The organism is Acrocarpospora sp. B8E8, assembly GCF_039871605.1.
In the GTDB taxonomy this organism is placed as follows: domain Bacteria; phylum Actinomycetota; class Actinomycetes; order Streptosporangiales; family Streptosporangiaceae; genus Acrocarpospora; species Acrocarpospora macrocephala.
This window is the reverse complement of record NZ_JBDPLV010000081.1, coordinates 21783-46366: the sequence shown is the minus strand read 5'-3', so window position 1 is coordinate 46366 and position 24584 is coordinate 21783. Positions and strand designations below refer to the sequence as shown.

The following is a 24584-nucleotide window of genomic DNA, read 5'->3' as shown; positions in this document are numbered from 1 at the left end:
GGGGCGCGGTAGCGCAGATTCTTCGACCGGCGTCGCCGCCGGTGGCTCGAACGTGCACTGAGCTTGTCGCGGATCTGCCCGCCTCGGTGATCAAGTTGGAACGAGTACATGCCGGTGCGACTCCCGCCATGTTCCGCGAACACGGCGATGCCGGTGTGCTTCGAGCCGGGGTCGATGCCGATCTCAACGCCCTGGAGTGTGGAGTCGGTGGCGGCGCGGTCGCGCAACCGGATAACGAACGGTGTGTGGCGGTGAACCACGGCACGACCCGAGCGGAGGAGTTTCCGCGCGTAGGCCGGGCTCGTGGGCTGTAACGGGTGGCCGTGCTTGTCCAGGACGAACACGACCGGGTGGGCTGAACTGCCCGCTCCCTTCCCAGCCGAAGCCGGGTTGGGGTGACGCCGCTGGTTCCGGGTGCCGAAACCGGCGATCTCCCCTCGCCCATGTTCCACGCCGGTTACCGCACCGCTGCCGGTGCGACGCCGGTGCCCCGTTTCGTGCCCACCCTCGGGCTTGTCTGCTGACACCGGTTCCAGAGCAGTGGGCTGAGGAAGCACCCGCTGGTGGGTCTGCTGGCCTACGTGAAACGTAGTCAATCGAATGCACCTCCTTCAGGCGATCGGCTAGGGCTGGTCAACGCGGGGGCTATCGGTGCGCGGCGGGCACCGATAGCCCCGGCCTTCAGGCCGGGTCGTTGACTGCGAACGTTCCTTCCTGGCTCCCGGCGTCCGCCCCGAATACGACGAACGGCTCGCATTGGTCTCCCGTCCTGCCGGAGACACCCACACGAGCCGCCGACCCCTCCTTACGGCACCGGACCGGCCAGGGCTATGGCCCTCATCACCCATGTCTCCAATGCGCGATCCGGAGATGCCAAAGCACATCTCACAGCTCCCGGCTTACGTTTGCAACCCGTTCAGCCCTATCGAGAAGGTCTAACCATGTGTGACAGTCCAACTCCACAATGAGGCGCCCCTCCGACCGCGGGCCCGCGCACTACTCAATCCATGGGATCTGAACTGCTAAAACATAATCACTATCGGCGGATGCCACCTAAGCGATCGCTGGCCACGCGACCTTCACCCCACAGCCCCCAAGCCCTCAAAAGCGACATTCCATCACAAAGAATTCTTGATTGTGATCACACCATATACGGAACTAGTCGATAACCGAAGCCAGCGCAATTGCAGTGCAGGAACACACCACACCGCCGACTCCTCCCCGCACTCCGTCTCTGCTAGCGCCCATCGGTTTCTCCTGACCCACGGACGGAGGGGTCGGGGTGCATGGTCACGTGCCATAACGGCTGACGGCCATCTCACATCCCGCTAGGTGGCCTGTCGCCACCGTGAGGTGAGGGCCCGCGATGACGATGGAGTGGGCCGGCGAAGGAGGCACACGGCGCCGATCGCCCCGGCGATCACGGATGTTCAGCCAACGCCGGCGATCGTCACGGCAGTCCTCACCACAGCGCTGAGGTTTTCCCCTCCAGGCGGGCGGCCATCAGAGCTGCTGGTCAGCGGCCATCGCGGGCGCGGTGATCTCGGGAACGGTCTGATATGAGACGGCCCGTCAAGGTTTTGCCGTCACCGTGTGTCTGGGCGGCGCGGGAGTAGGTGGAGCCTCGGTAGGTGGGAGGGGTCAGCAGGAGCTACGGCGCTGGCAGGGTCAGGCGGAGCTTGAGGGAATCGGAGGGCTCGGAGGGGTGGGGACAAGCCACGGCACAAGGCTGGGTGGGAGTGCGCGTGGGTTGGGTTAGAGGTGTTTGCGGAGGAAGGCGATGTCGTCGGCTTGGCCTTCGGAGGGGGTTTCGACCACGATGGGGGCGTTGGCAGTGCGGCAGATGGTGAGAATCTGGTCGGGGTCTATTTGGCCGGTGCCCAGGTTGGTGTGGCGGTCGGCGCCTGAGTCGAAGCTGTCGCGGGAATCGTTGCAGTGGATCAGGTCGATTCGGCCGGTGATGGCCAGCACGCGGTCGACGATGCCGATGAGGTCCTCGCCGCCGGCGTGGGCGTGACAGGTGTCCAGGCAGAAACCGATCTTGGAAGGGTCTTGGGCGCCCGCGGTCGCCGCGTCCCAGAGGCGGGCGATGGTGTCCAACCGCCGGGTCATGGCGTTCCCGCCACCGGCGGTGTTCTCGATCAGCACCGGAATCGGGCAGTCCATCCGCTCGAACACCTTGCGCCAGTTGTCGAACCCGATCTGAGGATCGTCGTCCTTGTTGAGATGCCCGCCATGCACGATGAGCCCCTTGGCCCCCAGCGACGCCGCCGCCTTCAACTGCCCCTCCAGCAGCTTCCGGCTGGGCATCCTGATCCGGTTGTTGGCCGTAGCCACATTGATCAGATACGGCGCATGGATGTAGACATCCACCTCGGAATCCCGGATCGCATCCGCGCTGGCCGGCATCACCGGGCCCTTCCACCCCTGCGGATCGCCGAGGAAGAACTGCACCACATCGGCGTCTCGCGCGGCGGCGTGGGCCAGCGGATCATCCTGATCGACGTGAGCTCCGATACGCACCATGAAACCGAGCGTATCCGAGCCCTCCGACAGTCTCCCTGCTTTCCCCATCCAGAGGGTGCAGGACAGATTTGTAGGTAAGATCACGTCCGGGGTTGGGGTGGCCTGGCTATCCGGCCCTGGTCTGATTGTTGATCTTGTTGTAGGCGGCGTCCCAGGAGCCGCTGGCGTCCTGGCAGCGGAGTTCGGCGATGGCGTGGGCGCCGGGGACGGCCCAGCGCATGCCGGATTGTTTGAGGCGGGCGCCGATGACGCTCTTGCAGGCGCCCTCGACGGCGCCGGAGCCGATGGACATCCCCAGGTCACGGAAGTGGGCGTAGTTCATTCGGTGGGCGTTGGCCTCGAAATAGCCGATCTTGGTGTCGAGTTCGGTGGCCTTGACGCCGATCAGCGGGTAGGCGCGGGCGGCGTCGATGATGGCGGTGATGTCGCCGTCGTCGAGTTCTTTGAGCCGGTCGGCGCGCCATCGGGCCGGGTCGGGGGTGATGAAGGCCAGGTGGTCGGCCAGATCGTGCAGGTGCTCGCGGGCGTGGTAGAGATCGACGATCTGCGTGGCTTCGCCGAAACGCTCACCTGCCAGGTTCCAGATCCATTTCGCGCCGTCGCCGATGACGATGAGCTGGCGGATGTGGTCGGCGCCGCGGCGGCGGGCTTCGGCGGCCACCAGCGGGGCGAAGTCGGCGGCCGGGTCGAAGGTGGCGACATAACTGGAGGAGTCGCCGTCACGGACGGGGCGGCCGTCGTCGTCGCAGCGGGTCTGGGTGAACAGGCAGGCCAGTTTGATCTCGCGGGTGCGGGCGCGGCCGTCGGCGCCTTTACCGGCGCGGTCGGTCACCTGGTCGGGGCGCATCGGCACGCCGGTGCCGTCGATTTCGATGTAGAGCTTGTCCGGCAGGTCGCCGGCGGGGGGCGGCAGCGGCGTCAACCGGCCGCGGTTGATCGCCTGGGCCTCGGCCACGTTGATCTCGGCGAGCCGGGTGCCGTCGGCCTCGGCGCTGCGGGCCAGCCGGCGCGCGTTCAAGTGCAGACCGGCGCACTGGTTGACCAGCGCGGTGGCCCTGGCGAACGGTAATGCGGCCCCGGCATGGGCCATCATCGCCCGCAGCCCCGGGGTCAGCGAGGCTCCGGCGATGCCCAACTCGGTATCGCGGGGAACCACGCCGCACCCGCACGCCGGGCAGTGGTAGTAGGCCCGCGGCAGGGTGATCGACCCGAGCACGGTATCGATCTTTTTGTCCCGGTAGGAGACGAACTGGGCATCATGCCCCGCGCCGCAGTCGACGACCTGCCCGCGATGCCCGGCATCGGCGGCCAGCAGCCCTTGCAACAGCTCGGCTCCCAGGGACAGCATCGCGGTGCGGATCGCAATCTCCAACTCCACTGCGCCATCGGCGCCGCTGGCGGCAGCGGCCAGCTCGGCCAGGCGGTCCACCTCGGCAGCGAACACCTGTTTGATCGAGGTCAGGAGCCCCCTTTTTCGCCCTGCGGCTCGGGCGGAGCGACCCCGCTCTGGTCCGGAACGGGCCGGGCCTCGCAGATCTTCTCATTGACCTCCACGATCTGGTCGGCCAATGCGGCAAACTGGGCATACCGGTCCAGCTCGGATCGCACTTTGCCCAGCTCATCGGCCGACAGCTGGCGGCCTCGGCTGCGGCCACCGACCGTGCGGGTCCACAGGAACCTCGGCCCGTGACCGGGGTGATCCGGCTGCGCGCACGCGCAGTTCGGTTTGCCGCACCGGCGGTAGTTCTCACTCACCGAGCCCCGGCGAAAGTCGCCGACCTGCGCCAGCTCGGCATACAGTCCGGCTCGCTGGGTCTCCAGGTCCTCCAGTGGGGGGATGGTCATCACGTCTCCGAATCTGGTTGTCTGATCCATAACCAGACTAACGCGTGACCAGGACCGATCACAGGAACCTACGATCGTGTCCTACACCCCCATCCAGACCGCCCGGACAAAGGGCGGCGGAACCCTATGCCTCCTTCAAGAGCGTTTCAAGGTTTCTTCGCCGGGCAGTCGCTGGGGCGGCTGACACGCCCTGCCACCCGCGTGTCGCGACAGAAGGAGATCACATGAACCAACGGATCGGGAGAGCCATCGTGCTGATCTACATACTGGTCGGCATATATGTCGCTTGGATCTACGACTACCTCACCCCCAGGCTCCTGCGCGACATCGCAGAGGCCCTGCTCTCGATCTTCCTGTGGTTCCTCGTCCTCCTAGGAGTAAATCTCAACCTCGGAAGATGAAACCGACCAAGCCAAGCATCACTACATAACGACCACCCACCACCGATGGGCGGGCATCGCGCTGCTCCGCGAGCACCCGCCCATCGCGGTTACCGGACCAGCCCAATAGGGCGTGAGGGCACGGGTATCAGACATTCCACCAGTGCCTATGCGCACCAGCCCAGCAGGGGCGTACAAGCAGAGGTACCGGATCACCCGAAAGGTCCCCCGAACATGGGTACAGACCACGCGGGACGTACGAGCATGTCGTGAGATGAATCAGCAGCCGCGCTCGTCGCTCAGCTGCCGTACCTGCTCCGCCGGAGTTAGGAGAAGCCGCCGTGGGCGATGCCCAGGACGGCGCCGACGAAGGACCCGACGACGCCCATGATGATGAGGCTGCGTTGCGGCGTGGTGACGGAGACATACTGGGAGAACAAGCCGCCGGCGAAGCCGATGATGCCGAGTGCGGTGGCGACGGCGTGGGCGCTGACGATGAAACCCAGGATGAATGCCACGATTCCCACGAGCAAGGTTCCGACCGCGAGGATGTTTTCCATGGTGTGGGGTCTGCCGTCGGTGTTGAGGGTGAAACGGAAGGGCTCGCTCTCGATCGGGCCAAGCATGTGTGGCATACCTGCCACCCCCTCTCCCCGCTAAGGATTCCCGGGTCGGCCGGCGCACAATCCCGGCCCTGGTAGCCTTATTCGGCTGCATCTGGTAAGCGCGTGTGATCACCCGCGCGAACCGCAGCGTCCTCCTGTCACGGCAAGGCGTCGTGACCGCAAGAGTCCAGAGGAGGTTGGATTCCGCATGCGTCGTTACGAGATGATGGTCATCCTTGACCCGTCCCTCGATGAGCGCACCGTGCAGCCCTCGCTCGACCAGTTCCTGACGGTCGTGCGCAACGATGGCGGCACCGTGGAGAAGGTAGACGTCTGGGGCCGCCGTCGGCTGTCCTACGACATCGAGAAGAAGTCCGAGGGCATCTACGCCGTCGTCGACCTCACCGCCGAGCCTGCCACGATCAAGGAGCTGGACCGTCAGCTCAACCTGAACGAGGGCATCCTTCGCACCAAGGTTCTCCGTCCCGAGCTTCACTGACGAACATTGGTCCCGGACGGCTGAAGGGGAGTAGACAGGGAGTTACGGGAAGCCCCGATTTTGTCGGAGGCAGGTCGTACTCTGAGCCCCTGAAGAACCGGGATAGGAAGGCGAAAGCGACCGATGGCAGCAGGCGACACAACAATCACGATCGTCGGCAACCTTGTCGACGACCCGGAGCTGCGCTTCACCCCGACGGGGCAGGCCGTGGCCCGGTTCCGCATCGCATCCACTCCGCGGTTCCTCGACAAGACGACCAATGAGTGGAAAGACGGCGAAGGTCTGTTCCTGACCTGCAACGTGTGGCGGCAGGCGGCGGAGAACGTCGCCGAGAGCCTGCAGCGTGGCATGCGGGTCATCGTGCAGGGACGGCTGCGCCAACGGTCGTATGAGACCAAGGAAGGCGAGAAGCGCACCGTCTACGAGGTCGAGGTCGACGAAGTCGGCCCCTCGCTGCGCAACGCCACCGCGAAGGTGAACAAGACCGCGCGGCAGGGCGGCGGTGGCGGGGGCGGCGGTTTCGGCGGCGGCCCGGCCAACGACCCGTGGGCGTCCGCGTCTCCGGCCCCGCCGAGTGGCGGCGGTTTCGGCGGCGGCCAGGGCGGCGGCGGGGGTTACCAAGGCGGCGGTGGTGGCGGTTACGGCGGCCAGCAGGGCGGCGGCGGTGGCTTCGGCGGCGGCGGGGACTTCAGCGACGAACCGCCCTTCTAGCTTTCACCCACACATCCATAACCGAGCGACCATTCCCGCGTTGAGCGGGGCTCTGAAAGGAGCACCACGATGGCCAAGCCGGCACTGCGCAAGCCTAAGAAGAAGGTTTGCCTGTTCTGCCACGACAAGATCTCCTACGTCGACTACAAGGACACGGCGCTGCTGCGGAAGTTCATCTCCGACCGCGGCAAGATCCGTGCCCGCCGGGTGACGGGCAACTGCACCCAGCACCAGCGCGACGTGGCGACCGCTATCAAGAACGCCCGTGAGATGGCCTTGCTGCCATACACGAGCACCGCGCGCTAAGGAAAGGGGACTCAGCCATGAAGCTCATTCTCACCACTGAGGTCTCCGGTCTCGGCGCTCCGGGTGACATCGTCGAGGTCAAGGACGGCTACGGCCGTAACTACCTGATCCCGCGCAGCTTCGCGATCCGCTGGACGCGAGGCGCCGAGTCGCAGATCGCCTCCATCAAGAAGGCCCGCGACGCCCGCGAGATCCGTGACCTCGGCACCGCCAAGGAGGTCGCCGGCCAGCTCGGCGCGCTCAAGGTGAAGCTGAAGACCAAGGCGGGCGACTCGGGCCGGCTGTTCGGCTCGGTCACCACCGGTGACATCGCCGACGCCGTCAAGGCCGCCGGCGGCCCGCTGCTGGACCGTCGCCGCATCGAGATCGGCAACCCGATCAAGAGCACCGGCTCGCACAAGGTCAGCGTCAAGCTGCACCCCGAGGTCTCCGCGACCCTCGACATCGAGGTCCTCGCCATCTGATCTCCGGCGCGAACGATGGCCCCTCGCCGAAACGAGGGGCCATCGTCATGTCCGGGACTGGTGTTTGGGCGGTTGCGGGCGCCGGTGGCGGCCGATGGTGGGGGCCAGGGCGCTGTGCCGTCGGCCGTACAACTGGTAGACGAGCACGCCGACGGCCATCCAGAGCACGAAATACAGCCAGGTGATGACCTGCAGGTTCAGCATCAGCCATAACGTCGCCACGATGGACAGAGCCGGGACCAGCGGGGACATCGGGACTTTGAAGCCGCGGGGGAGGTCGGGCATGCTCCGCCGCATACTGATCACACCGGCTGACACGATCATGAACGCGAACAGCGTACCGATCACGACGAGCTGTTCCAGGGTGAGGACCGGGCCGAACTCGGCCAGCAGGATCGCGATCGCGCCGATGACCAGGGTCGCCGTTGCGGGGGTGCGGTGCGAGCCGCTGAGCCGCGCCAGCTGGGTGGGCAGCAGGCCGTCGCGGGCCATCGCGAACACCACCCGGGTCTGGCCGACCAGCAGCACGAACACCACGGTGGTGAGCCCGAGCACGGCGGTGATGTTGATCACGTGCACCATGAAGGTCTCGCCGACCAGCCGGAAGGCGTCCGCGAGCGGCGCCCCCTGCGTGATCTTTGAGTACGTCACCATTCCGATCATGACCACCGCCACCGCGATGTAGATCACGGTCGCCGTGGCCAGGGCCCGGATCATGCCCTGCGGAACGGTCCGAGTCGCGTCCTTGGTCTCCTCCGCCGCCGTGGTGACGATGTCGAATCCGAGGTAGGCGAAGGCGATGGCCGGTGTCGCCGCCAGGATCCCGAACCAGCCGAACGCGTGGGTCTCGCCGATGAGCAGGCCGAAGACCGTCGAGTGCAGCGTGTCCGCGTCGGTCACCAGCGGGGCGGGGTCGACCGGGATCTGGGCGATGTTGCTGGGGCTGAAGTGCAGCGCGCCGATGATGATGACCGCCGAGATGCCCACGAGCTTGGCGGAGACCATGACCCACAGGGCACGCAGGCCGACTTTCGCGTTGAACGCCACGATTCCGGTGAGCGTGGTCAGGATGAGCAGGGTGAACAGGTCGAAGCCTTCGGGGCGGCTCAGCAGCGGGGGCACGGCGATGCCGAGTTCGGTGAGCATCTGAGCGAAGTACAGCGACCAGACGCGGGCCACCACGGCGGCCGCGAGCTCCATCTCCAGGATCAGCGACCAGCCGATGATCCAGGCCCAGACCTCGCCGAAAATAACGTAGGTGTAGGTGTACGCGCTGCCGGAGACCGGCATCGTGGAACAGAGTTCGGCGTAGCAGATCGCGGCCAGCAGGCTGGTAATTCCGGCGATCATGAAAGAGAGGATGACGCCGGGACCGGCCATACTGGCGGCCTGTCTGCCGGCGATGCTGAATATGCCCGCACCGATCATGACGCCCAAACCAAGCACGATCAGGTCATTGCGGGTGTAGATCTCCCGCAGGCCTGCCGTACGCAGCACGGTGGCCTCCGTCGCGGGCATGCGACGGAGCACGGAGGTCGATGTGGGCTGGCGTACAGACGTCACGACAGGCCAATCGTCAGAGGCAAGACCGTAGGCAACAGTGCCTCATCTCACTACCGCCGACAAGGGCCCAAATGACTACCCTCCCGTCATTTATTGGACATGTTATGAAGTTGAAGTGTTTGCCCTGGTCTGGACGCTTGGTCGGCCATACTGACCGGCTATGGTTGAACCTTTAATGCTCATGAATGGCCGAGCCGGATTCCATTTATTCACAGCTACGGTCGGCTGTTTGTGCGGTTTCGGCCCTCGGCCCGATGGTCAGGCTCCGCTCACCAGCCAGGCGTCGCCCCGCGCGCGCAGGCCCAGCGTGGCCAGCCGGGCCAGCATCCAGACCCCGATGGCCAGCCACAGCCCGACCAGACTGCCCGCCAGCAGGGCGAACGGCAGGTACGCGAGGGTGGTGACCGCGGCGGCCCAGGCCAGATACCGCTGATCGCCCGCACCGATGAGCACCCCGTCGAGCACGAAGACCACGCCCGCGATCGGCTGGAACAGCGCGACCGTCCACAACACCGCGTCGATCTGCGCGGCCACCGCCGATTCCGCGGCGAAGATCCCCGGAATGAACGGGCGACAGCCGATCACGGCCAGGCCCAGCACCACGCCGCTGACGACGCCCCACATCACCATGCGCCCGGTCACCCGCCGCGCTCCCAGCACGTCGCCGGCGCCGAGCAGCTTCCCGGTGAGCGCCTGACCCGCGATGGCGATCGCGTCGAGCGCGAAGGCCAGCAACGTCCACACCTGCGTGGTGATCCCGTGCGCGGCGACCTCGGCGATACCCAGCCTGGCCGCGATCACGGTCGCCGTGACCAGCACGATCCTCAGGCAAACGGTGCGAATCAGCAGCGCGATCCCCGCGGTTCCCGACGCCTTGATGCCCGCCGGATCCGGCCGCAGCGAAGCCCGTACCCGCCGCGCGCCCCGCACCACCACGATCAGGTACGCCCCCGCGGCCAGCGACTGGGCGGCCACCGTGCCCCAAGCCGACCCCGCGAGCCCCCACCCGAGCCCGAGCACGAACCAGGCGTTCAACGCGGCGTTGAGCGCGAACCCGCCGACCGAGACCGCGAGCGGGGTGACCGTGTCCTGTAACCCGCGCAGCACCCCGGTCCCCGCGAGCACGATCAGCATCGCCGGCGTCCCGACCAGACTGATCCGCAGGTACGTGATCGCGTCGGCGGTCACCTCCGGCGGCGCGTCGATCAGCCCCACCAGCCCCGGCGCCAGCGGCCAGCAGACGACCACCACGCCCACCCCGATCGCCGCCGCCAGCCACACCCCATCCATCCCGCGCTGTACGGCCTGCCGATGGTTGCCCGCCCCCACCTGCCTGGCGACCGCTGCCGTGGTGCCGTACGCCAGGAAGACGCACAGGTTCACGATCGTGGCCAAGATCGTCCCCGCCACGCTGAGCGCCCCCAGCGCGCTCGTCCCCAGCCGTCCCACGATCGCGTAGTCGGTCAGCAGGAACAGCGGTTCGGCGACCAGCGCCGCGAAGGCCGGCACGGCAAGCCGGAGGATCTCCCGGTCGGTGGTCCGGCCTTCACCATGGGTAAGTGGCATGGACCCATTATGCTGATTACCGCAAGATCATCCGTACTAGGGATATACGGGACATTTCGGACCGATTCCCATCGGTGCCTCGACTTTCTTTTCTCCACAGCCGGTGGATATTGTTTCCGCAGGTCACAGTGATTATCCACAGCCTGTGGACAGGTTATCCCCAGGCTCGTCCCCAGGCTTCCCACACCCTGGCGGCAGAAGTGCACACCTTATCCACAGGTCTGTCGACAGGCTTCGTTGCCGGTTGCCCCCACAACCCGGGAAACTGTCGTCCCGGTCCTCTACAACTGGGGGTGGTGCGGCCGGAGTGGAGGGGGACGCATGACCGATCGAATAGCCGGGCACCACGACGGCACACTACGAGATCCCGCCGCGAGGGGTGGCTCTCGTCGCCGCCCCCGAGGGCGTCGGTGCGGTGTTGGTCTGGGGATGGCCGGTTGGCGGCGTGAGCGGCCGCAGCCGGTGTTGGGTGTCGGGTTGCGATGAGCGTTGTCGATTTTTCGGGTGGGCCGTCTGAGCCTTCGTTCGAGCGGACTCCGCCGAACAACATCGAGGCCGAGCAGTCGGTCCTGGGCGGCATGCTCATCTCCAAGGACGCGATCGCCGATGTGGTCGAGGTGCTGCGGTCCGACGACTTCTACCGGCCTGCCCATCAGATCGTCTACGAGATCATCACTGATCTTTACGGGCGGGGGGATCCGGCCGACGCGGTCACGGTCTTCGATGAATTGCAGCGGCGGGGTGATGTGGCGAAGGTCGGGGGTGGGGCATATCTGCACACCCTGACCGTTGTGGTGCCGACGGCGGCCAATGCCGGGTATTACGCCAAGATCGTTCGTGAGCAGGCGGTGCTCCGGCGATTGATCGAGGCGGGGACCCGAATCGTCTCCTACGGTTACGGCGGCCAGAACGAGGAAGTCGACGATCTCGTTGATCGGGCTCAGGCCGAGATCTACAAGGTCACCGAAAGGCGTACCTCGGAGGACTATCTGCCGCTTTCGGAGATCATGCCGGCCGCTCTGGACGAGATCGAGGCCATCGGAAGCCGCGGCGGCCAGATGGTCGGAGTGCCGACCGGCTTCCAGGACCTGGACGCTCTAACCAACGGGCTCCACCCAGGACAGATGATCGTCGTCGCCGCCCGTCCCGCCATCGGCAAGGCGCTCGCCCTCGACACGCCACTGCCCACACCTGACGGCTGGACCACGATGGGCGAGGTCAACGTCGGCGACTGGTTGATCGGCGCCGACGGCCAGCCGGCCCGCGTCGTCGCGGCGACGGACGTGATGCACGGCCGCCCCTGCTATGAGATCGAGTTCAGCGACGGCACGGTGATCGTCGCCGACGCCGCTCACCAGTGGCTGACCGAGACCCGTGCGTCCCGCCGGTCGGCCCAACAGGCCGCCACCGGTCACGTCCGCCATCGCAACGAGCGGACGTTCGCGTCAGTGAAGACGACCGAGCAGATCGCCGCGACCCTGCGTTGCGAGACGGCCGACCGGCGTTTGAACCACGCGGTTCCCGTGGCCAAGACCGCAGCCTTTCCGGAAAGGGAGCTTCCCTTCCCTCCATATGCGCTTGGCGCATGGCTCGGCGACGGGCACAGTGCGGGGGCCCGGCTCACGAGCGCGGATCCCGAGATCATCGCGGAGATCGAGGCAGAAGGCCTGATAGTAACGAAGCAGGCTGGAACGCTGCTCTACTCGATCCGGCTGCCACAGGAAGATCCGATCCCAGCCCGCGCTTGCGCCGTCTGCGGTAAGTCATTCGTCCCGCGGACATCCCAGGTTCGTTCGTGCGGGCGAACCTGCGGAGGGAAGGCGAGATTCCTCTCCGACCCCGTACCCGAGCCGACATGTCCTGACTGCGGGAGTCCTTCTGCGGGTCTGAGGCAGTGCCAGGAGTGCAGGAATCATCACGGGACCGCTCAGGCGATTCTGCGGAGCATGGGTGTTCTGACCGACAAGCACATCCCTCAGGACTACCTGCGCGCCTCTGAAGACCAGCGCCGGGCCCTGCTCGCTGGGCTGCTCGACACGGATGGTTATGTCAATCCCAGTGGGACCGTCCAGTTCGCCGTCACCAGCGAGCGGCTCGCTGAGGGTGCTTGGGAACTGATCCTTAGCCTCGGATATAAGGCCACCTGGACTGAGAAGCCCGTCTCGGGTCGATCCGTGGGGACCTCCACCGCTTACGTGATCACATTTACGCCCGCTGACAAGGTGTTTCGGCTTCCTCGCAAGGTTGCCCGGCAGACCACTCGCGATCACCCGACGACGCGCCTGCGGTACGTCACCGATGTGCGGCGTGTGGAAAGCCGGCCGGTCCGTTGCGTGGAGATCGACAACGCCGACCATATGTACCTTGCGGGCAAGACGTGGATTCCGACGCACAACTCGACCCTCGGGCTGGATTTCGCCCGTTCTGCGGCGATCAAGCATGGCCTGACCACGGTGATCTTCTCGCTGGAAATGTCGCGTAACGAGATCACGATGCGCCTGCTGTCGGCTGAGGCGCGGGTTGCCCTGCACACCATGCGTTCCGGTCTGATGAATGACGACGACTGGACTCGGATGGCGCGGCGCATGGGTGAGGTCGCCGAGGCACCCCTGTTCATCGATGACTCGCCCAACATGTCGATGATGGAGATCCGGGCCAAGTGCCGCCGCCTCAAGCAGCGCCACGACCTGAAGTTCGTCATCGTGGACTACCTCCAGCTGATGAGCTCCCCCAAGAAGACCGAGAGCCGCCAGCAGGAGGTCTCCGAACTGTCCCGAGCGCTCAAGCTGCTCGCCAAGGAGCTGGAGGTCCCCGTGATCGCCATCTCCCAGCTCAACCGAGGCCCCGAACAGCGAACCGACAAACGCCCGGCCGTCTCCGACCTCCGTGAGTCCGGCTGCCTCACCGCGAACACCCGAATCCTCCGCGCCGACACCGGCGCCGAAACCACCCTCCGCGACCTCCTCGACTCCGACACCCGCGACATCCCCGTCTGGTCCCTCGACGACCGCCTCAAACTCGTCCCCCGCACCCTGACCCACGTCTTCCCCAGCGGCATCAAACCCGTCTACCGCGTCCGCCTCCGCTCCGGCCGCGAACTCGAGGCCACCGCAAACCACCCCTTCCTCACCTACGACGGCTGGCACGCCGTAGGCGACCTGGCCCCCGGCACCCGAGTAGCCGTTCCTCGCCACGTCCCTCCCCCGCTGAAGACCACGGGGCATGTCCCTTCTCAGGGGATAGATCTCCCACGCCTCCTCAACGCGACTTCCCTACCAGACGCCGTATTCGGCCTACGCAAGACCCAACTCGCCTTACTTCTGAGGCAACTGTGGGCGAGCAATGGCGAGATCCACTGGGAGGCGAACGCTGGGCTCCCGCGCGAGGGAGAAGCCTCCGCCGCAATAGGCGCAAGACCGGTATATGGGGAATCCGGGTCCGCCCCTGAGGGCGAAACGCTCGCATATGTGCATGGAGGCGGAGCGCATTCAGGACACGTGAGTGCGCTGAATGCGCAGGGTGGGCATGCGAGGCCTGTGGATGTGCACGCCGGACCCGTTTCCGAGGGTGAAGTTCCCGCTGGACACGCGAGTGCGCCGGATGTGCAGGCTGGGCATGCGATGGCGGTGGAAGACGGACGTGTACATGGAAGCGGAGTATTTGCCGGCCAGGTGAACGATGAGGATGTGCTCGGGAGGTATGCGCCTGGTGAAGCGCGGATCAGTTTCGTGGGGAGCCGGGGATTGGTAGATGATCTTGCGAGGTTGTTGCTGCGGTTCAATGTGATGACCCAGATCGTGGCGGTGGGTGGAGCTCATCGACTGATGATCTACGGGCCCGAGAACCAGTTGCGGTTTCTTGAAGATGTGGGAATGTCGGGTGCTGCGGCTGAGATGTGTGCGCGGGAACTTCGGCTGAGGACGGGGACAACCGATCCCGGTCGTCTTCCTCAGGGGATGTGGGACCGGTTGCGCGATGTCTTGATCCAGCCGCATGGACCAGGCCCTCGGCCGGAGGCGAGCACGCTTGGTCAGATGGTCGCGATTCTCGATCGTGAGGATTTGGAGATCACGGCGACCAACGATGTCTTCTGGGATGAGATCGCCTCCGTCGAGGTGCTCGGCGAGCAGATGGTGTACGACGCGACGGTGCTCGGCACCCACAACTTCGTCGCCAACGGCATTTCTGTCCACAACAGCATCGAGCAGGACGCGGACATGGTCATCCTCCTCCACCGCGAGGACGCCTACGAGCGCGAGTCCCCCCGCGCCGGCGAAGCCGACCTCATCGTCGCCAAACACCGAAACGGCCCCACAGCCACCGTCACCGTCGCATTCCAGGGCCACTACAGCCGCTTCGTCGACATGGCCCAACACTGACCCTCGCTTGTGCAGGGCACGCTTATAGGGTCACTAGAATCTTGGCGGAATCTCACCGATCTTGACGGACCGATGGCGGATCCGCCAATTGGGTGAAACGTGGGTATCAGCGTTCCATCCGGCTCGCGGTGCGTGGGGTGAGCAGTCCTCCAGCGAGGAGGAGCAGTCCGGGAAGCAGCACCGGTGTCACGTGCATCAGGTCGTAGGGAATGTCCTGGTTCCGGACGCCGAGCAGGCCCAAAACGTCGTAGTAGACGTTCTCGATGTCGTAGACCACACCCAGTGTGGCCAGTGTGGTGTAGGCCAGGGTGAGCATCCATAGGAACCGGCTGCGCTCGTGGACCGCCAGCGCGATGAGGCCGATCCCGATCGCCAACAGGCCGAAGTCGTTCCTGACGAAGAACGGCCACAGGTAGAACAGCCAGTCCAGCCTCTGCAGCATCGGGGCGAATCCCAGGATCACCCACAGCACGATCGGGAGGAGTTTGGCCGGTCGGCCGCGTCGCGTGTACCACCATTGAGTCAGAACGGCGCCGACCGTCAGCCCCATCAACCACAGGAAATTAAAGGGCGGGAGGTCAGCTGGATGTCCGTAGTAGAGCGGTGCGATCGCCACGGCAACGGCGCCGAAGAAAAGCAACGGGAAGCGCCAGGCCGGTCGAAGAGCGCGCTCGGCGTCGGAGAGCATACGGTCACGGTCGCATCGCAAGGAATCAACATGGGCGAGAAACTGAGGAAAGCGCCATATCGGTGAGACAAATCCACCGCCACGTATCGGAGACGGAACCTATCGTCCCTGGTCACACGCTCGGCAGAGCTACGCGGACTTCGATCAGGACGTAGCAGCGACGTTAAGCTTTCTGATCAGCATGGTGTCCGCGTGAGCCATCGCTCAGGGGCTGGTCTGACGGGCGCAACGCGGGCCGGAGGGATCGGCTGCGTCGTGGCGAGAGATTTCTTCGGGACTGTGTCGATCCGCGGGCCGTTCGTTCGACGAGTGGGGTGCGAGGGCCGAGAGGCGGCCCCGCCGAGGAGGAGAACACGATGCCGAAGTACATGCTGATCATGCGGGGCACCGATGAGTCGAACGCGGCCATCAGGGCCGGGTTCGAAGAGTTGGCGGCCACGACGTACCACTACATCGAGGAGCTGGTCAAGGCTGGCGTGTTCGTCGCGGCCGAGGGACTGGACGATGCGGGCCAGGGCGTCGTGGTCGACTTCAGCGGCGAGACCCCGGTGGTCACGGACGGGCCGTACGGCGAGACCAAGGAACTGTTCGGGGGCTACTTCCTGCTCGATGTCGCCTCGAAGCAGGAGGCGGTCGAGTGGGCCAAGCGGGTCCCGTCGGTCACCGGATCCAAGATCGAGGTCCGGCGGGTGGCCGGAGACGACGAGATGCCGCAGGACAACCAGGGGTCCGTCGAGGAACGGGCCGGGAGCGAAAGCACCGGCCGGATCTGATGGGTACGGCCGACGTCGAGGCTGTCTGGCGGATCGAGTCGGCGCGGATCGTCGCCGCGCTGACCCGGTTCACCGGCGACTTCGGGCTGGCCGAGGACGCCGCCCAGGAGGCGGTGGCCGAGGCGCTGACGTCGTGGCCGCTCACCTCTCCGGCCAATCCGGGCGGCTGGCTGATGGCCACGGCCCGGCGGCGGGCCATCGACGCGCTCCGCCGCCGGACCGCCCTGCAGGACCGGCACGCCCTGCTGGCGGCTGACCCGGTGGTCGACGAGGACATCGACCCCGACCGGATCGACGACGACATCCTGGCGCTGATGTTCGTCAGCTGCCACCCGGTGCTCTCCCCCGAGGCTCGGGTGGCGCTGACCCTGCGCGTGGTCGGCGGCCTGTCCACCGAACAGATCGCCCGCGCGTTCCTGGTACCCGTGCCGACCGTGCAGGCCCGCATCACCCGGGCGAAGAAGACGATCGCGGCGGCCGGGGTGCCGTTCGAGCTGCCGCCGGCCGGTGAGCGCCGGGAACGGCTGGGCGGCGTGCTCAGCGTCGTCTACGTGATCTTCACCGAGGGGTCGACGGCCACGTCGGGCGACCGGCTGCTACGCCCCGACGTCGCGTACGAGGCGATCCGGCTGGCCCGCACGCTGGCCGCGCTGCAGCCGGACGAGCCGGAGGTGCACGGTTTGCTCGCGCTGTGCGAGCTGACGGCCGCGCGCTTCCCGGCCCGGACCGGCCCGGATGGTTCGCCGATCCTGCTGGCGGACCAGGACCGGCGGCGGTGGGACTTCTCGGCGGTCCGCCGTGGGCTGGCCGCGCTGGCCAAGGCATCGGTTCGCGGGCTCGGCCCCTACGGCCTGCAGGCTGCGATCGCCGCCGCCCACGCGTCGGCGCCGTCGGTGGAGGCGACCGACTGGGACCTGATCGTGGTGCTCTACGAGGCGCTCGGCCGGGTCGCGCCCTCGCCGGTGGTCGAGCTCAACCGGGCCGTCGCCGTGGCCATGGCCTCGGGTCCGGCGCAAGCCCTGGCCATCGTGGACGAGCTGATCGCCTCGGACCGGCTCCCCGGTTCGCATCTGCTTCCGACCGTACGCGGTGAGCTGCTGGCCCGGCTCGGACGGCGACCGGAAGCGCGCGCCGAGCTGGAGCTGGCGGCCCGGCTGTGCGCCAACCAGCGCGAACGCTCAGTGCTGCTGGGCAAGGCGGCCGCGCTGGGCTGACTTCTCCAGCGCGGCCCGGCTTTCATGGGGTGGGTGCCGTCGCGGCGAGGGTCAGGGCTCCTACCAGGCCGGCGCGGGGGCCCAGGGTGGAGGAGCGGATTTGGACGCGGTCGCTGATCGCGGGTTGGGCGAAGCGGCGCAGGGATTCGCGGACTCCGTCCAGGAGGGGGTCTCCTGCGGTCGCGAGTTCGCCGCCGATGATGAGCATCGCGGGGTCCAGGGCGTTGCACAGGTCGGACAGGACCCGTCCGAGCCGGCGTCCCGCGTCGGCGACGATCCGGGCCACGACCGGGTTGTCGACCAGGGCGTCCAGGAACAGGTCGTCGGGCCGTTCGGAGGGCGGCAGGCCCGCCGCGATGAGCTGCCTCCACACCTCGTCGATCGACACCACCGATTCGAGGCAGCCGCGCTGCCCGCAACGGCACTGTGCCCCGCCCTCCTGGACCAGCGTGTGCCCGATCTCCCCTGATGCCCCGTACGCCCCGGTATACCGCCTGCCTGCGAGGATCAACCCGGCTCCGATGCCGTGGGACGCCTTGACGTAGATCAGGTCGGACACGTTCTGCCCGGTCCCGTGCGTGTGCTCGGCCAGCGCGGCGAGCTCCGCGTCGTTCGCGATCACCACCTCCCCGCCCAGCCGGGCGATCAGCTCCTGCCGAGGCCGGACCCCGGCCCAGCCGGCGAGGATCGTGGCCGACTGGATCTTGCCGGTCGCCTGGTTGATCGGCCCCGGGATCCCCGCCGCGGTCCGCCGTACCGAACCGGCCGGGACGCCCGCCCGGGCCAGCAGGTCGGCGACCAGGATGGCCGCCTGGTCGAAGGCGTTGCTCGCCGAGGCGTCCACGTCGAGGGGCACCGTGCCCTCGACGACGATCTCCTGCGCGGTCGAGGCGAGCGCCGCCGAGATGTGCGTGTGCCCGAAGTCGATCCCGACGAGATGCCCCGGCGGGCGGCGCGGCGACAGCCGTGAGGTCGGCCTGCCGCGTCCCGTGTGGTCGGCGGACTCGTGCTCCTGCACCAGCCCTTTGGCCAGCAGGCCCCGGACGATCCCCGCCACCGTGCTCGGCGCGAGGCCGGTCCGGCGGCTCAGCTCCTGCCGGGTCGCGGGGAAGGACTGGTTCAGCGCGTCGAGGATCGCGCGCCTGCTGCGTTCGATCCGCTGGTTCGGCGTGGTGGACACCGGCCAAGCGTAGCTAATTTGGATGCTTAATGCACTAATTAATAAATATTAAGAGTGTTGACCAGAGTCTTTCCTGCCATCTACCGTCACGGGACAGCGGAATCTTCACCATCGCATCAGCACCCCCGTTAGAAGAGGCATGCATGGAACGTAAGAAGGCCGAGCGGAGAAGACGACGGGCGGGACTGCTCTCGATGACGGCGGCCATCCTGGTCTCCGGAGGGATCGCGGCGGTGCCGGCGCTGGCCGAGGAACCCACACCCGCCCTCACCGAGGAGAGCGCTCAGGTCGTCGAGTCGCCGGACGGTGATCTGCGGGTCGCGGTCACCACCGTCGGCGGGCGTCTCACCTACAGCGTGACGAAGCATGACAAGACACTCGTCGGCGCGTCCGGGCTCGGCATGGATCTCGCGGGACGGCCTAGCCTCACGCAGGGCATGGCCATCGAGTCCGTCGAACGGCGCACGATCGACGAGACGTGGCAGCCGGTCTGGGGGACGTCCAGCAAGGTCAGGAACCACGCGCGGGAGCTCACCGTCCACGCGGTCCAGGCCGGCACGGGGTTCAAGCTCGACCTGGTGTTCCGGGTCTTCGACGACGGGGTCGGCTTCCGCTACCGCTTCCCCGACCAGCCCGGCCTGGACGCCTACACCGTCACTGCCGAGCAGACCGAGTTCGCCCTCGACCCCGGCGCGCGGAGCTGGTCGATCGCCGCGGGCAAGACCTGGTCCGCCGACGAGCAGCACTACCGCGACCTGCCCCTGTCCGGCGTCTCCACCGCCCAGACCCCCATCACCGCCTCCCTCGCCGCTGACTCCTACGTGGTGGTGCACGAGGCCGACCTGACCGACTACCCCAGCATGACGCTGAAGGCGGTGCCAGGACGGCCCGGCCGGTTCTCCAGCGACCTGATCGCCCTTCCCGACGGCACCAAGGCCAAGCTGAACGGCGCGTTCGCCACGCCCTGGCGCACCCTGACCGTGGGCGAACGCCCCGGCGACCTGGGCGAATCCCATCTGATCGAGAACCTCAACGACCCGTGCGCGAGCTGCGATGACACGTCCTGGATCAAGCCCGCGACGTACGTGGGCGTCTGGTGGGAGCTCCAGCGTCGGCAGACCACCTGGAACGCCGGGCCCAAGCACGGCGCGACCACCGCACGGCTCAAGCAGTACATCGACCTGGCCAAAGCGGCGGGCGCGAAGTTCGTCCTGGCCGAGGGCTGGAACACCAACTCCGGCGGGTCCTGGGCGGGCCAGGACTTCCTGACCCCGCAGGCCGACTTCGACCTCCCCGAAGTCCTCCGGTACGCCGCCGACAACGGCATCGGGTACATCGCGCACAACGAGACCCGGGGCGACATCGACTACTACGACCAGAACCTGGAGAAGATCTTCTCCCGGTACGAGGAACTCGGCATCCACGCGATCAAGACCGGCTACGCCACGAAGTTCCTGCTCGGCGGCGTCAACCGCAGCCACTACGACCAGGAGGCCGTCCGCCACTACCAGCGGGTGATCGACGCGGCGGCCCGGCACCGCATCACGATCAACGCCCATGAGGCGATCAAGCCCACCGGCCTGTCCCGCACCTACCCGAACATGATGACGGGCGAAGGCGTCGCGGGCATGGAGCAGCAGAACTACATGGGCGTCAACGGCAACCCGCCCGCACAGGCCACGATCCTCCCCTTCACCCGGTTCATGGGCGGCCCCGCCGACTACACGCCTGGCGTCCTGAACGTCACCTGGGACCCGGCCCGGCTCGGCACCCGCGTCCAGACCACCTCGGCCGCGCAACTCGCGCTGTACCCGACGTTCTTCAGCCCGCTGCAGATGCTCGCCGACACCCCCGAGAACTACACCGCCCACCCCGGCTTCGCCTTCCTCAAGAACATGCCCGCCACCTGGGACGAGACCCGCGTCCTGGACAGCGTCATCGGCGACTACACCACGACCGCCCGGCGCAGCGGCGACACCTGGTACCTCGGCGCGATCACCGACGAGAACGACCGGACCCTCCAGGTGCCGCTGTCGTTCCTCCCCAACGGCACCTTCGTCGCGGAGACCTACGCCGACGCCCAGGAGGCCACCTGGAAGGGCGATCCGCTGCCCGTCGAGATCCGCAAGACCCTGGTCAGATCATCCACCCGGCTGTCCATGTCGCTGGTCGCCGCCGGCGGCCAGGCGGTCAAGATCAGGCCCGCGACCGCCGAAGACCTCGCCGACCTCCCCTGGTACGCCACGCCCCGCGCCGGTTACGGCATCCCCGAAGCCGTGCTGGACCCGGCCACCCAGCAGCTCACCGTGAAGGCCCAGCTCACCAACACCGGCAGCACCGTGGCAGAGTTCCAGACCCAGGTGTTCCTCGACGGCCGCGCCGCCGGCGATGCCCAGCGCGTCCGCGTCGCGGGCGGCGGCGCCAGGACCGTCGAATGGACCCTGCCCGCCGCCGAGGTGCCCGACCAGGACTTCCGGGTCGCGGTCGGCGCCCCCACCGGCGAGCGCGGTGAACCGGTCCTCACCGCACAGACGCGTTCGCTGCTCGGCCTCGTCCGGGAGTTGCGGAAGTCCGGCGAGGTGACCTCGTCCGCGATGGCGCTTCTCCAGCCCACGATCACCAGGGCCGAGGCCCTGCTCCGCCAGGGTGACTCGACCGGCCGTCTCCTGGCCCTCCAGGAAGTACGCCTCGCCCTCTACGGTCTCCCCCTCACCGAGGTGACCTCGCCGGCCCGCACCGCCATCGACGACCTGCTCACCACCCGGCTCGGCGCACCGGAAGCGCTCTTCTCCCTCGCCCTGAAGGTGCGGCTGGCAACAGAGACAGGCGCCCTCAGCCCGGACCTGTCCGGCAGGCTCGCCCTCGAGGTCAAAGCCGCGATCACCGCAGCGGTCGCCAACGACCCGGCGGGGATGCGGGAAGCCCTCAACCGATTCACCGCCCTGGTCAACGCCGAGCCGATTGCCCAGGACGTCGCGGCCGACCTGCTGTCCGTCAGCGGGCTTCTCGCCACCGGCCCCCGCACGATCGAAGCGGAGTCCGCACAGCTCGTCAGCGGCGCGTGCCGGCGCACCGACCACACCGGCTACACCGGCACCGGTTTCGTGGCCTGCCTGAAGACCAAGGACAGCGGCGTACGCTTCAACGCCCCCGTCACCGCCGACGGCCTCTACACCATCCGCCTCCGCTACGCCAACGCCATGGGCGCCACCCAGACCATGACCCTCTCCAGCGGAACGCAGTCCCTCCAGCTCCGGCTGCCCACCCTGCAGAACTGGGACACCTGGTCCGAGCACCAGGTCGAGCTCCGCCTCACCACGACCACCCCGCTGACCTTCGTGTACGGCCCCAGCGACAACGGCAACGTCAACCTCGACTCCATCAGCCTCGAACCCAACCCGGGTGTCATCCACCGATAACCCAGATCACTGTCCCCGCGCGATCGGGTTGATCGCGCGGGGACGGGCGTCGGCCTCTGCCTCGAAGGCGACCAGAGCCCGGATGAGATCACACCGTCGGTGAGGTTGGAGTCTCCTCTAGCTTGTAGTCCAGCAGGACCAGCCGCTGGTCGAGCACCTCGGTGGACATGAGCCGCAGGTTGACATCGGGCAGGCCCTGCAGGAAGCGCTCCTGTCCGCTCTCGCCGAGCACCTGCGGGAAAACCATGAGGCGCAGGCGGTCCACCAGGCCGAGCCGGAACAGGCTGCGGACCAGGGTCGGGCTGCCGATCACTCGCATCGGATCGCCGGGCTCGTCCTTCATCGCGGGTACGGCCACCGCGACGTCCTCGGCCACCAGCGACGTGTTGCTCCACGTCAGGGGTGGCTTCAACGACTTTGAGAACACCACTTTGGGCAGCTCGTCCATACGCTTGAACGCGGGAGACTCGGCCGGCATCGTGGGATCACCGCCGGAGGCGGCGATCTGTACCAGCGCCGTGTAGGTGTTGCTTCCCATCAGCATCACGTGCGGGAGGGCGACCTGCTCGTCGATCCACCCCTGCAGGTCGGGACCGGCGTACCCGAAGTAGCCGGGTGAGTTGCGGCCCGAGAGCCAGCCGTCCACCGTGCAGAACAGGTCCACTGTCAGCTCTCGCATTGGTTCCTCCGTGACCGTAGAGATTCAGGAGAGTTTCGCCAGGTAGGCGGCCAGGGCCTGGTAGGACTCCCGGGCGCCGTCCGCCATGCCGGAGGACACCATGCCGTCGCGGTCTTCCTTCGTGTCGAACCGGGTGAGGCTGGTGACGGTCGTCTTGCCGTCTTCCTCGGTCAGCCCCAGCGTCTCCACGCACACGTGGCCGGGCATGCCTTCGAACTCGAAGGTCTGCACGATCCGCTCCGGCGCCTGGATCTCCCGGTACTCACCGCGGAAGGCGTACTGCTCGCCGTCCGGCGTGTGTTCGACGAAGCGGTACGTTCCGCCCGGGCGGAAGTCCATCACGCAGTCGAGCGGGTTGCCCCGGCCCCACCAGTGCTTGAGGTGCTCGCAGTTCGCGTGCGCTTCGAAGACGAGCGCGCGCGGCGCGTCGAACACGCGCACCATTTTGATCTCCAGGTCGGACGGCAGGGTCACCGTCAGGTTGTCGCTCATCTCACTCCTCCTGTTGCCTTCTATCCTTCTGAAGCTGTTGCAGGTACTCGCCGAGCCGGTCGTAGCGCTGCTCCCAGAACCGCTGGTAGTCGGCGATCCAGTCGGCAATTTCGCGCAGCGGCCCCGCGTCGAGGCGGCACGGCCGCCACTGTGCTTCCTTGCCGCGGGTGATCAGCCCTGCCCGTTCCAGCACCTTCAGGTGTTTGGAGATGGCCTGGAGGCTGATCGGGAACGGTTCGGCGAGCTGGTTGACCGTCGCCTCGCCCTCCGCCAGCCGGGCCAGGATGGCCCGCCGGGTCGGGTCGGCGAGGGCGCTGAACACCTCGCTCAGCCGGTCCACTGTCTCCGCCTTTCTCAACCGATCGGTTAATTAACTTGTAGGTTGAATATGCGTCCCGCCGCAGCTCGTGTCAACCCCTTCAGGAGAAGAGCCCTAGGGCAACGGAAGTGCTCGGTAGTGGGTCGTCAGCTGGCCGTTGTCGTAGATGTGCAGGGCGAGAGCAGGTGGGAGGTCCAAGCTCACTGGGGGTTGGGTTGTGCATTCGAAGGGTGGGAGGCCGGTGCTGACGACGCCGGGCGCGACCAGATGGGGACGGTTGGCGAAGGTTGTGGCGGCGCCGGTGTGGGCGTGGCCGACGAGGGTGGCGACAACGTGTGGGTGGCGTTCGAGGATGGCGGCGTAGCGTTCTGGCTCACGTAGGCCGATGCCGTCCACGTAGGGAATCCCGAGCGCCGTCGCCGGGTGATGCATGCCGACGAAGACAGGACCGGTTTCGGCGGCGAGCGTGTCGTCCAGCCAGGCGAGCGTCGTGTCGTCCAGACGTCCTTCGGCGCGACCGGGAATGCTGGAGTCACACAGAATGATCGTGGCTCCAGGAATCCTCAAGACCTGGTTGATGGGCTCGACAACGCTACTGGCACCGCCAAGAACTCCGGAGCTTGGTGGGTCCCCAGCACCGCCATCAGCGGCATCCGAGTCGAGCATGACCTTGCGGAAGGGCTCCCGGCTGTCGTGGTTGCCAGGGCAGATGATCGACGGGTGGCGGGTTTTGAGTGCCGCGCGGGCGATCGTGTATTCGTCCTCGGCGCCGTTGTCCGCGATGTCGCCGGTGACGATGACCGCTGAGACGTCCAGTCCCTCCACGTACGACATGACGTGCGCGGTCCGCTCGGTGTTGCGGTCGCTTCCGTCGATGTGGACATCGCTGACGTGAGCCAGAACAATCATGAGCACTCCTCAAAGACCGGACTGCCAGCGTCTCATGGGGAGCGGCTGACAGCTCCCGGTGACCATA

Annotated in this window: 22 protein-coding genes; 9 read left to right on the top strand and 13 right to left on the bottom strand. The window is 67.0% G+C overall.

Features of this window, described 5'->3' with window-relative positions:
• The 4 genes from ABGB08_RS46045 to ABGB08_RS46030 form a co-directional block, all read right to left on the bottom strand.
• Positions 1-452: RRXRR domain-containing protein (locus ABGB08_RS46045; protein ID WP_347604162.1), on the bottom strand; the 452-nt coding region annotated here is incomplete at its 3' end.
• Positions 453-1755: 1303 nt separating this feature from the next.
• Positions 1756-2526, bottom strand: coding sequence for a deoxyribonuclease IV (locus ABGB08_RS46040; protein ID WP_347604160.1), 771 nt, complete (start codon positions 2524-2526; stop codon positions 1756-1758).
• A 106-nt stretch (positions 2527-2632) separates the two neighbouring features.
• Positions 2633-3970 carry an ISKra4 family transposase gene (locus tag ABGB08_RS46035; RefSeq protein ID WP_347604158.1) on the bottom strand — a complete coding sequence of 446 codons (1338 nt, stop codon included), beginning with the start codon at positions 3968-3970 and terminating at the stop codon, positions 2633-2635.
• Between the two features lie 14 nt (positions 3971-3984).
• On the bottom strand, positions 3985-4371 hold the full coding sequence (locus ABGB08_RS46030) for a DUF6788 family protein (protein ID WP_347604156.1): 387 nt from the start codon (positions 4369-4371) through the stop codon (positions 3985-3987).
• A 224-nt stretch (positions 4372-4595) separates the two neighbouring features.
• Here ABGB08_RS46030 and ABGB08_RS46025 point away from each other — a divergent pair, with 224 nt between their 5' ends.
• Positions 4596-4772 carry a hypothetical protein gene (locus ABGB08_RS46025; protein WP_170321454.1) on the top strand — a complete coding sequence of 59 codons (177 nt, stop codon included), beginning with the start codon at positions 4596-4598 and terminating at the stop codon, positions 4770-4772.
• 305 nt (positions 4773-5077) lie between these two features.
• Here the strand turns inward: ABGB08_RS46025 and ABGB08_RS46020 are convergent, their stop codons facing one another.
• A complete protein-coding gene (locus tag ABGB08_RS46020; RefSeq protein WP_347604154.1) occupies positions 5078-5386 on the bottom strand; it encodes a hypothetical protein in 309 nt (102 codons plus the stop codon).
• A gap of 178 nt (positions 5387-5564) precedes the next feature.
• Between ABGB08_RS46020 and rpsF the strand changes: the two genes are divergently transcribed.
• From rpsF to rplI, 4 genes are all read left to right on the top strand, one after another.
• Positions 5565-5855, top strand: coding sequence for a 30S ribosomal protein S6 (gene rpsF, locus ABGB08_RS46015; RefSeq protein WP_155344977.1), 291 nt, complete (start codon positions 5565-5567; stop codon positions 5853-5855).
• A 123-nt stretch (positions 5856-5978) separates the two neighbouring features.
• Positions 5979-6566 carry a single-stranded DNA-binding protein gene (locus ABGB08_RS46010; RefSeq protein WP_347604152.1) on the top strand — a complete coding sequence of 196 codons (588 nt, stop codon included), beginning with the start codon at positions 5979-5981 and terminating at the stop codon, positions 6564-6566.
• 69 nt (positions 6567-6635) lie between these two features.
• Complete coding sequence (gene rpsR / locus ABGB08_RS46005) at positions 6636-6872, top strand: 30S ribosomal protein S18 (protein WP_061256131.1); 237 nt, start codon at positions 6636-6638, stop codon at positions 6870-6872.
• A 17-nt stretch (positions 6873-6889) separates the two neighbouring features.
• Positions 6890-7336 carry a 50S ribosomal protein L9 gene (gene rplI, locus ABGB08_RS46000; RefSeq protein WP_347604149.1) on the top strand — a complete coding sequence of 149 codons (447 nt, stop codon included), beginning with the start codon at positions 6890-6892 and terminating at the stop codon, positions 7334-7336.
• Positions 7337-7381: 45 nt separating this feature from the next.
• On the opposite strand, the gene ABGB08_RS45995 is transcribed toward rplI, so the two are convergent.
• Both ABGB08_RS45995 and ABGB08_RS45990 read right to left on the bottom strand, forming a co-directional pair.
• Positions 7382-8854, bottom strand: coding sequence for an amino acid permease (locus tag ABGB08_RS45995; RefSeq protein WP_155353535.1), 1473 nt, complete (start codon positions 8852-8854; stop codon positions 7382-7384).
• A gap of 303 nt (positions 8855-9157) precedes the next feature.
• Complete coding sequence (locus tag ABGB08_RS45990) at positions 9158-10465, bottom strand: MATE family efflux transporter (RefSeq protein WP_347604147.1); 1308 nt, start codon at positions 10463-10465, stop codon at positions 9158-9160.
• Positions 10466-10947: 482 nt separating this feature from the next.
• On the opposite strand from ABGB08_RS45990, the gene dnaB reads away from it, so the two are divergent.
• A complete protein-coding gene (dnaB, locus tag ABGB08_RS45985; protein ID WP_347604145.1) occupies positions 10948-14844 on the top strand; it encodes a replicative DNA helicase in 3897 nt (1298 codons plus the stop codon).
• Between the two features lie 106 nt (positions 14845-14950).
• Here the strand turns inward: dnaB and ABGB08_RS45980 are convergent, their stop codons facing one another.
• Positions 14951-15532 (bottom strand): hypothetical protein, encoded by a 582-nt coding sequence (locus tag ABGB08_RS45980; RefSeq protein ID WP_347604143.1) that lies wholly within the window; start codon positions 15530-15532, stop codon positions 14951-14953.
• Between the two features lie 356 nt (positions 15533-15888).
• On the opposite strand from ABGB08_RS45980, the gene ABGB08_RS45975 reads away from it, so the two are divergent.
• Entirely contained in the window at positions 15889-16305 is a 417-nt protein-coding gene (locus ABGB08_RS45975) for a YciI family protein (protein ID WP_347604141.1), read from the top strand.
• Positions 16305-17519 carry a sigma-70 family RNA polymerase sigma factor gene (locus tag ABGB08_RS45970; protein ID WP_347604139.1) on the top strand — a complete coding sequence of 405 codons (1215 nt, stop codon included), beginning with the start codon at positions 16305-16307 and terminating at the stop codon, positions 17517-17519. The genes ABGB08_RS45975 and ABGB08_RS45970 overlap by 1 nt, the downstream gene beginning before the upstream one ends.
• Before the next feature lie 22 nt (positions 17520-17541).
• Here ABGB08_RS45970 and ABGB08_RS45965 read toward each other — a convergent pair whose 3' ends face one another.
• The gene (locus ABGB08_RS45965; protein WP_347604137.1) at positions 17542-18699 is read right to left on the bottom strand and encodes an ROK family transcriptional regulator; all 1158 of its coding nucleotides are present in this window, start codon (positions 18697-18699) and stop codon (positions 17542-17544) included.
• Between the two features lie 143 nt (positions 18700-18842).
• Here ABGB08_RS45965 and ABGB08_RS45960 point away from each other — a divergent pair, with 143 nt between their 5' ends.
• Positions 18843-22118, top strand: coding sequence for a glycoside hydrolase family 97 catalytic domain-containing protein (locus ABGB08_RS45960; protein WP_347604135.1), 3276 nt, complete (start codon positions 18843-18845; stop codon positions 22116-22118).
• An 88-nt stretch (positions 22119-22206) separates the two neighbouring features.
• Here ABGB08_RS45960 and ABGB08_RS45955 read toward each other — a convergent pair whose 3' ends face one another.
• From ABGB08_RS45955 to ABGB08_RS45940, 4 genes are all read right to left on the bottom strand, one after another.
• On the bottom strand, positions 22207-22797 hold the full coding sequence (locus ABGB08_RS45955) for a dihydrofolate reductase family protein (RefSeq protein ID WP_347604133.1): 591 nt from the start codon (positions 22795-22797) through the stop codon (positions 22207-22209).
• 24 nt (positions 22798-22821) lie between these two features.
• The gene (locus ABGB08_RS45950; RefSeq protein WP_347604131.1) at positions 22822-23289 is read right to left on the bottom strand and encodes an SRPBCC family protein; all 468 of its coding nucleotides are present in this window, start codon (positions 23287-23289) and stop codon (positions 22822-22824) included.
• 1 nt (position 23290) lies between these two features.
• Positions 23291-23629 (bottom strand): metalloregulator ArsR/SmtB family transcription factor, encoded by a 339-nt coding sequence (locus ABGB08_RS45945; protein WP_347604129.1) that lies wholly within the window; start codon positions 23627-23629, stop codon positions 23291-23293.
• A 93-nt stretch (positions 23630-23722) separates the two neighbouring features.
• Complete coding sequence (locus ABGB08_RS45940; protein ID WP_347604127.1) at positions 23723-24517, bottom strand: metallophosphoesterase; 795 nt, start codon at positions 24515-24517, stop codon at positions 23723-23725.
• Positions 24518-24584: the final 67 nt, after the last annotated feature.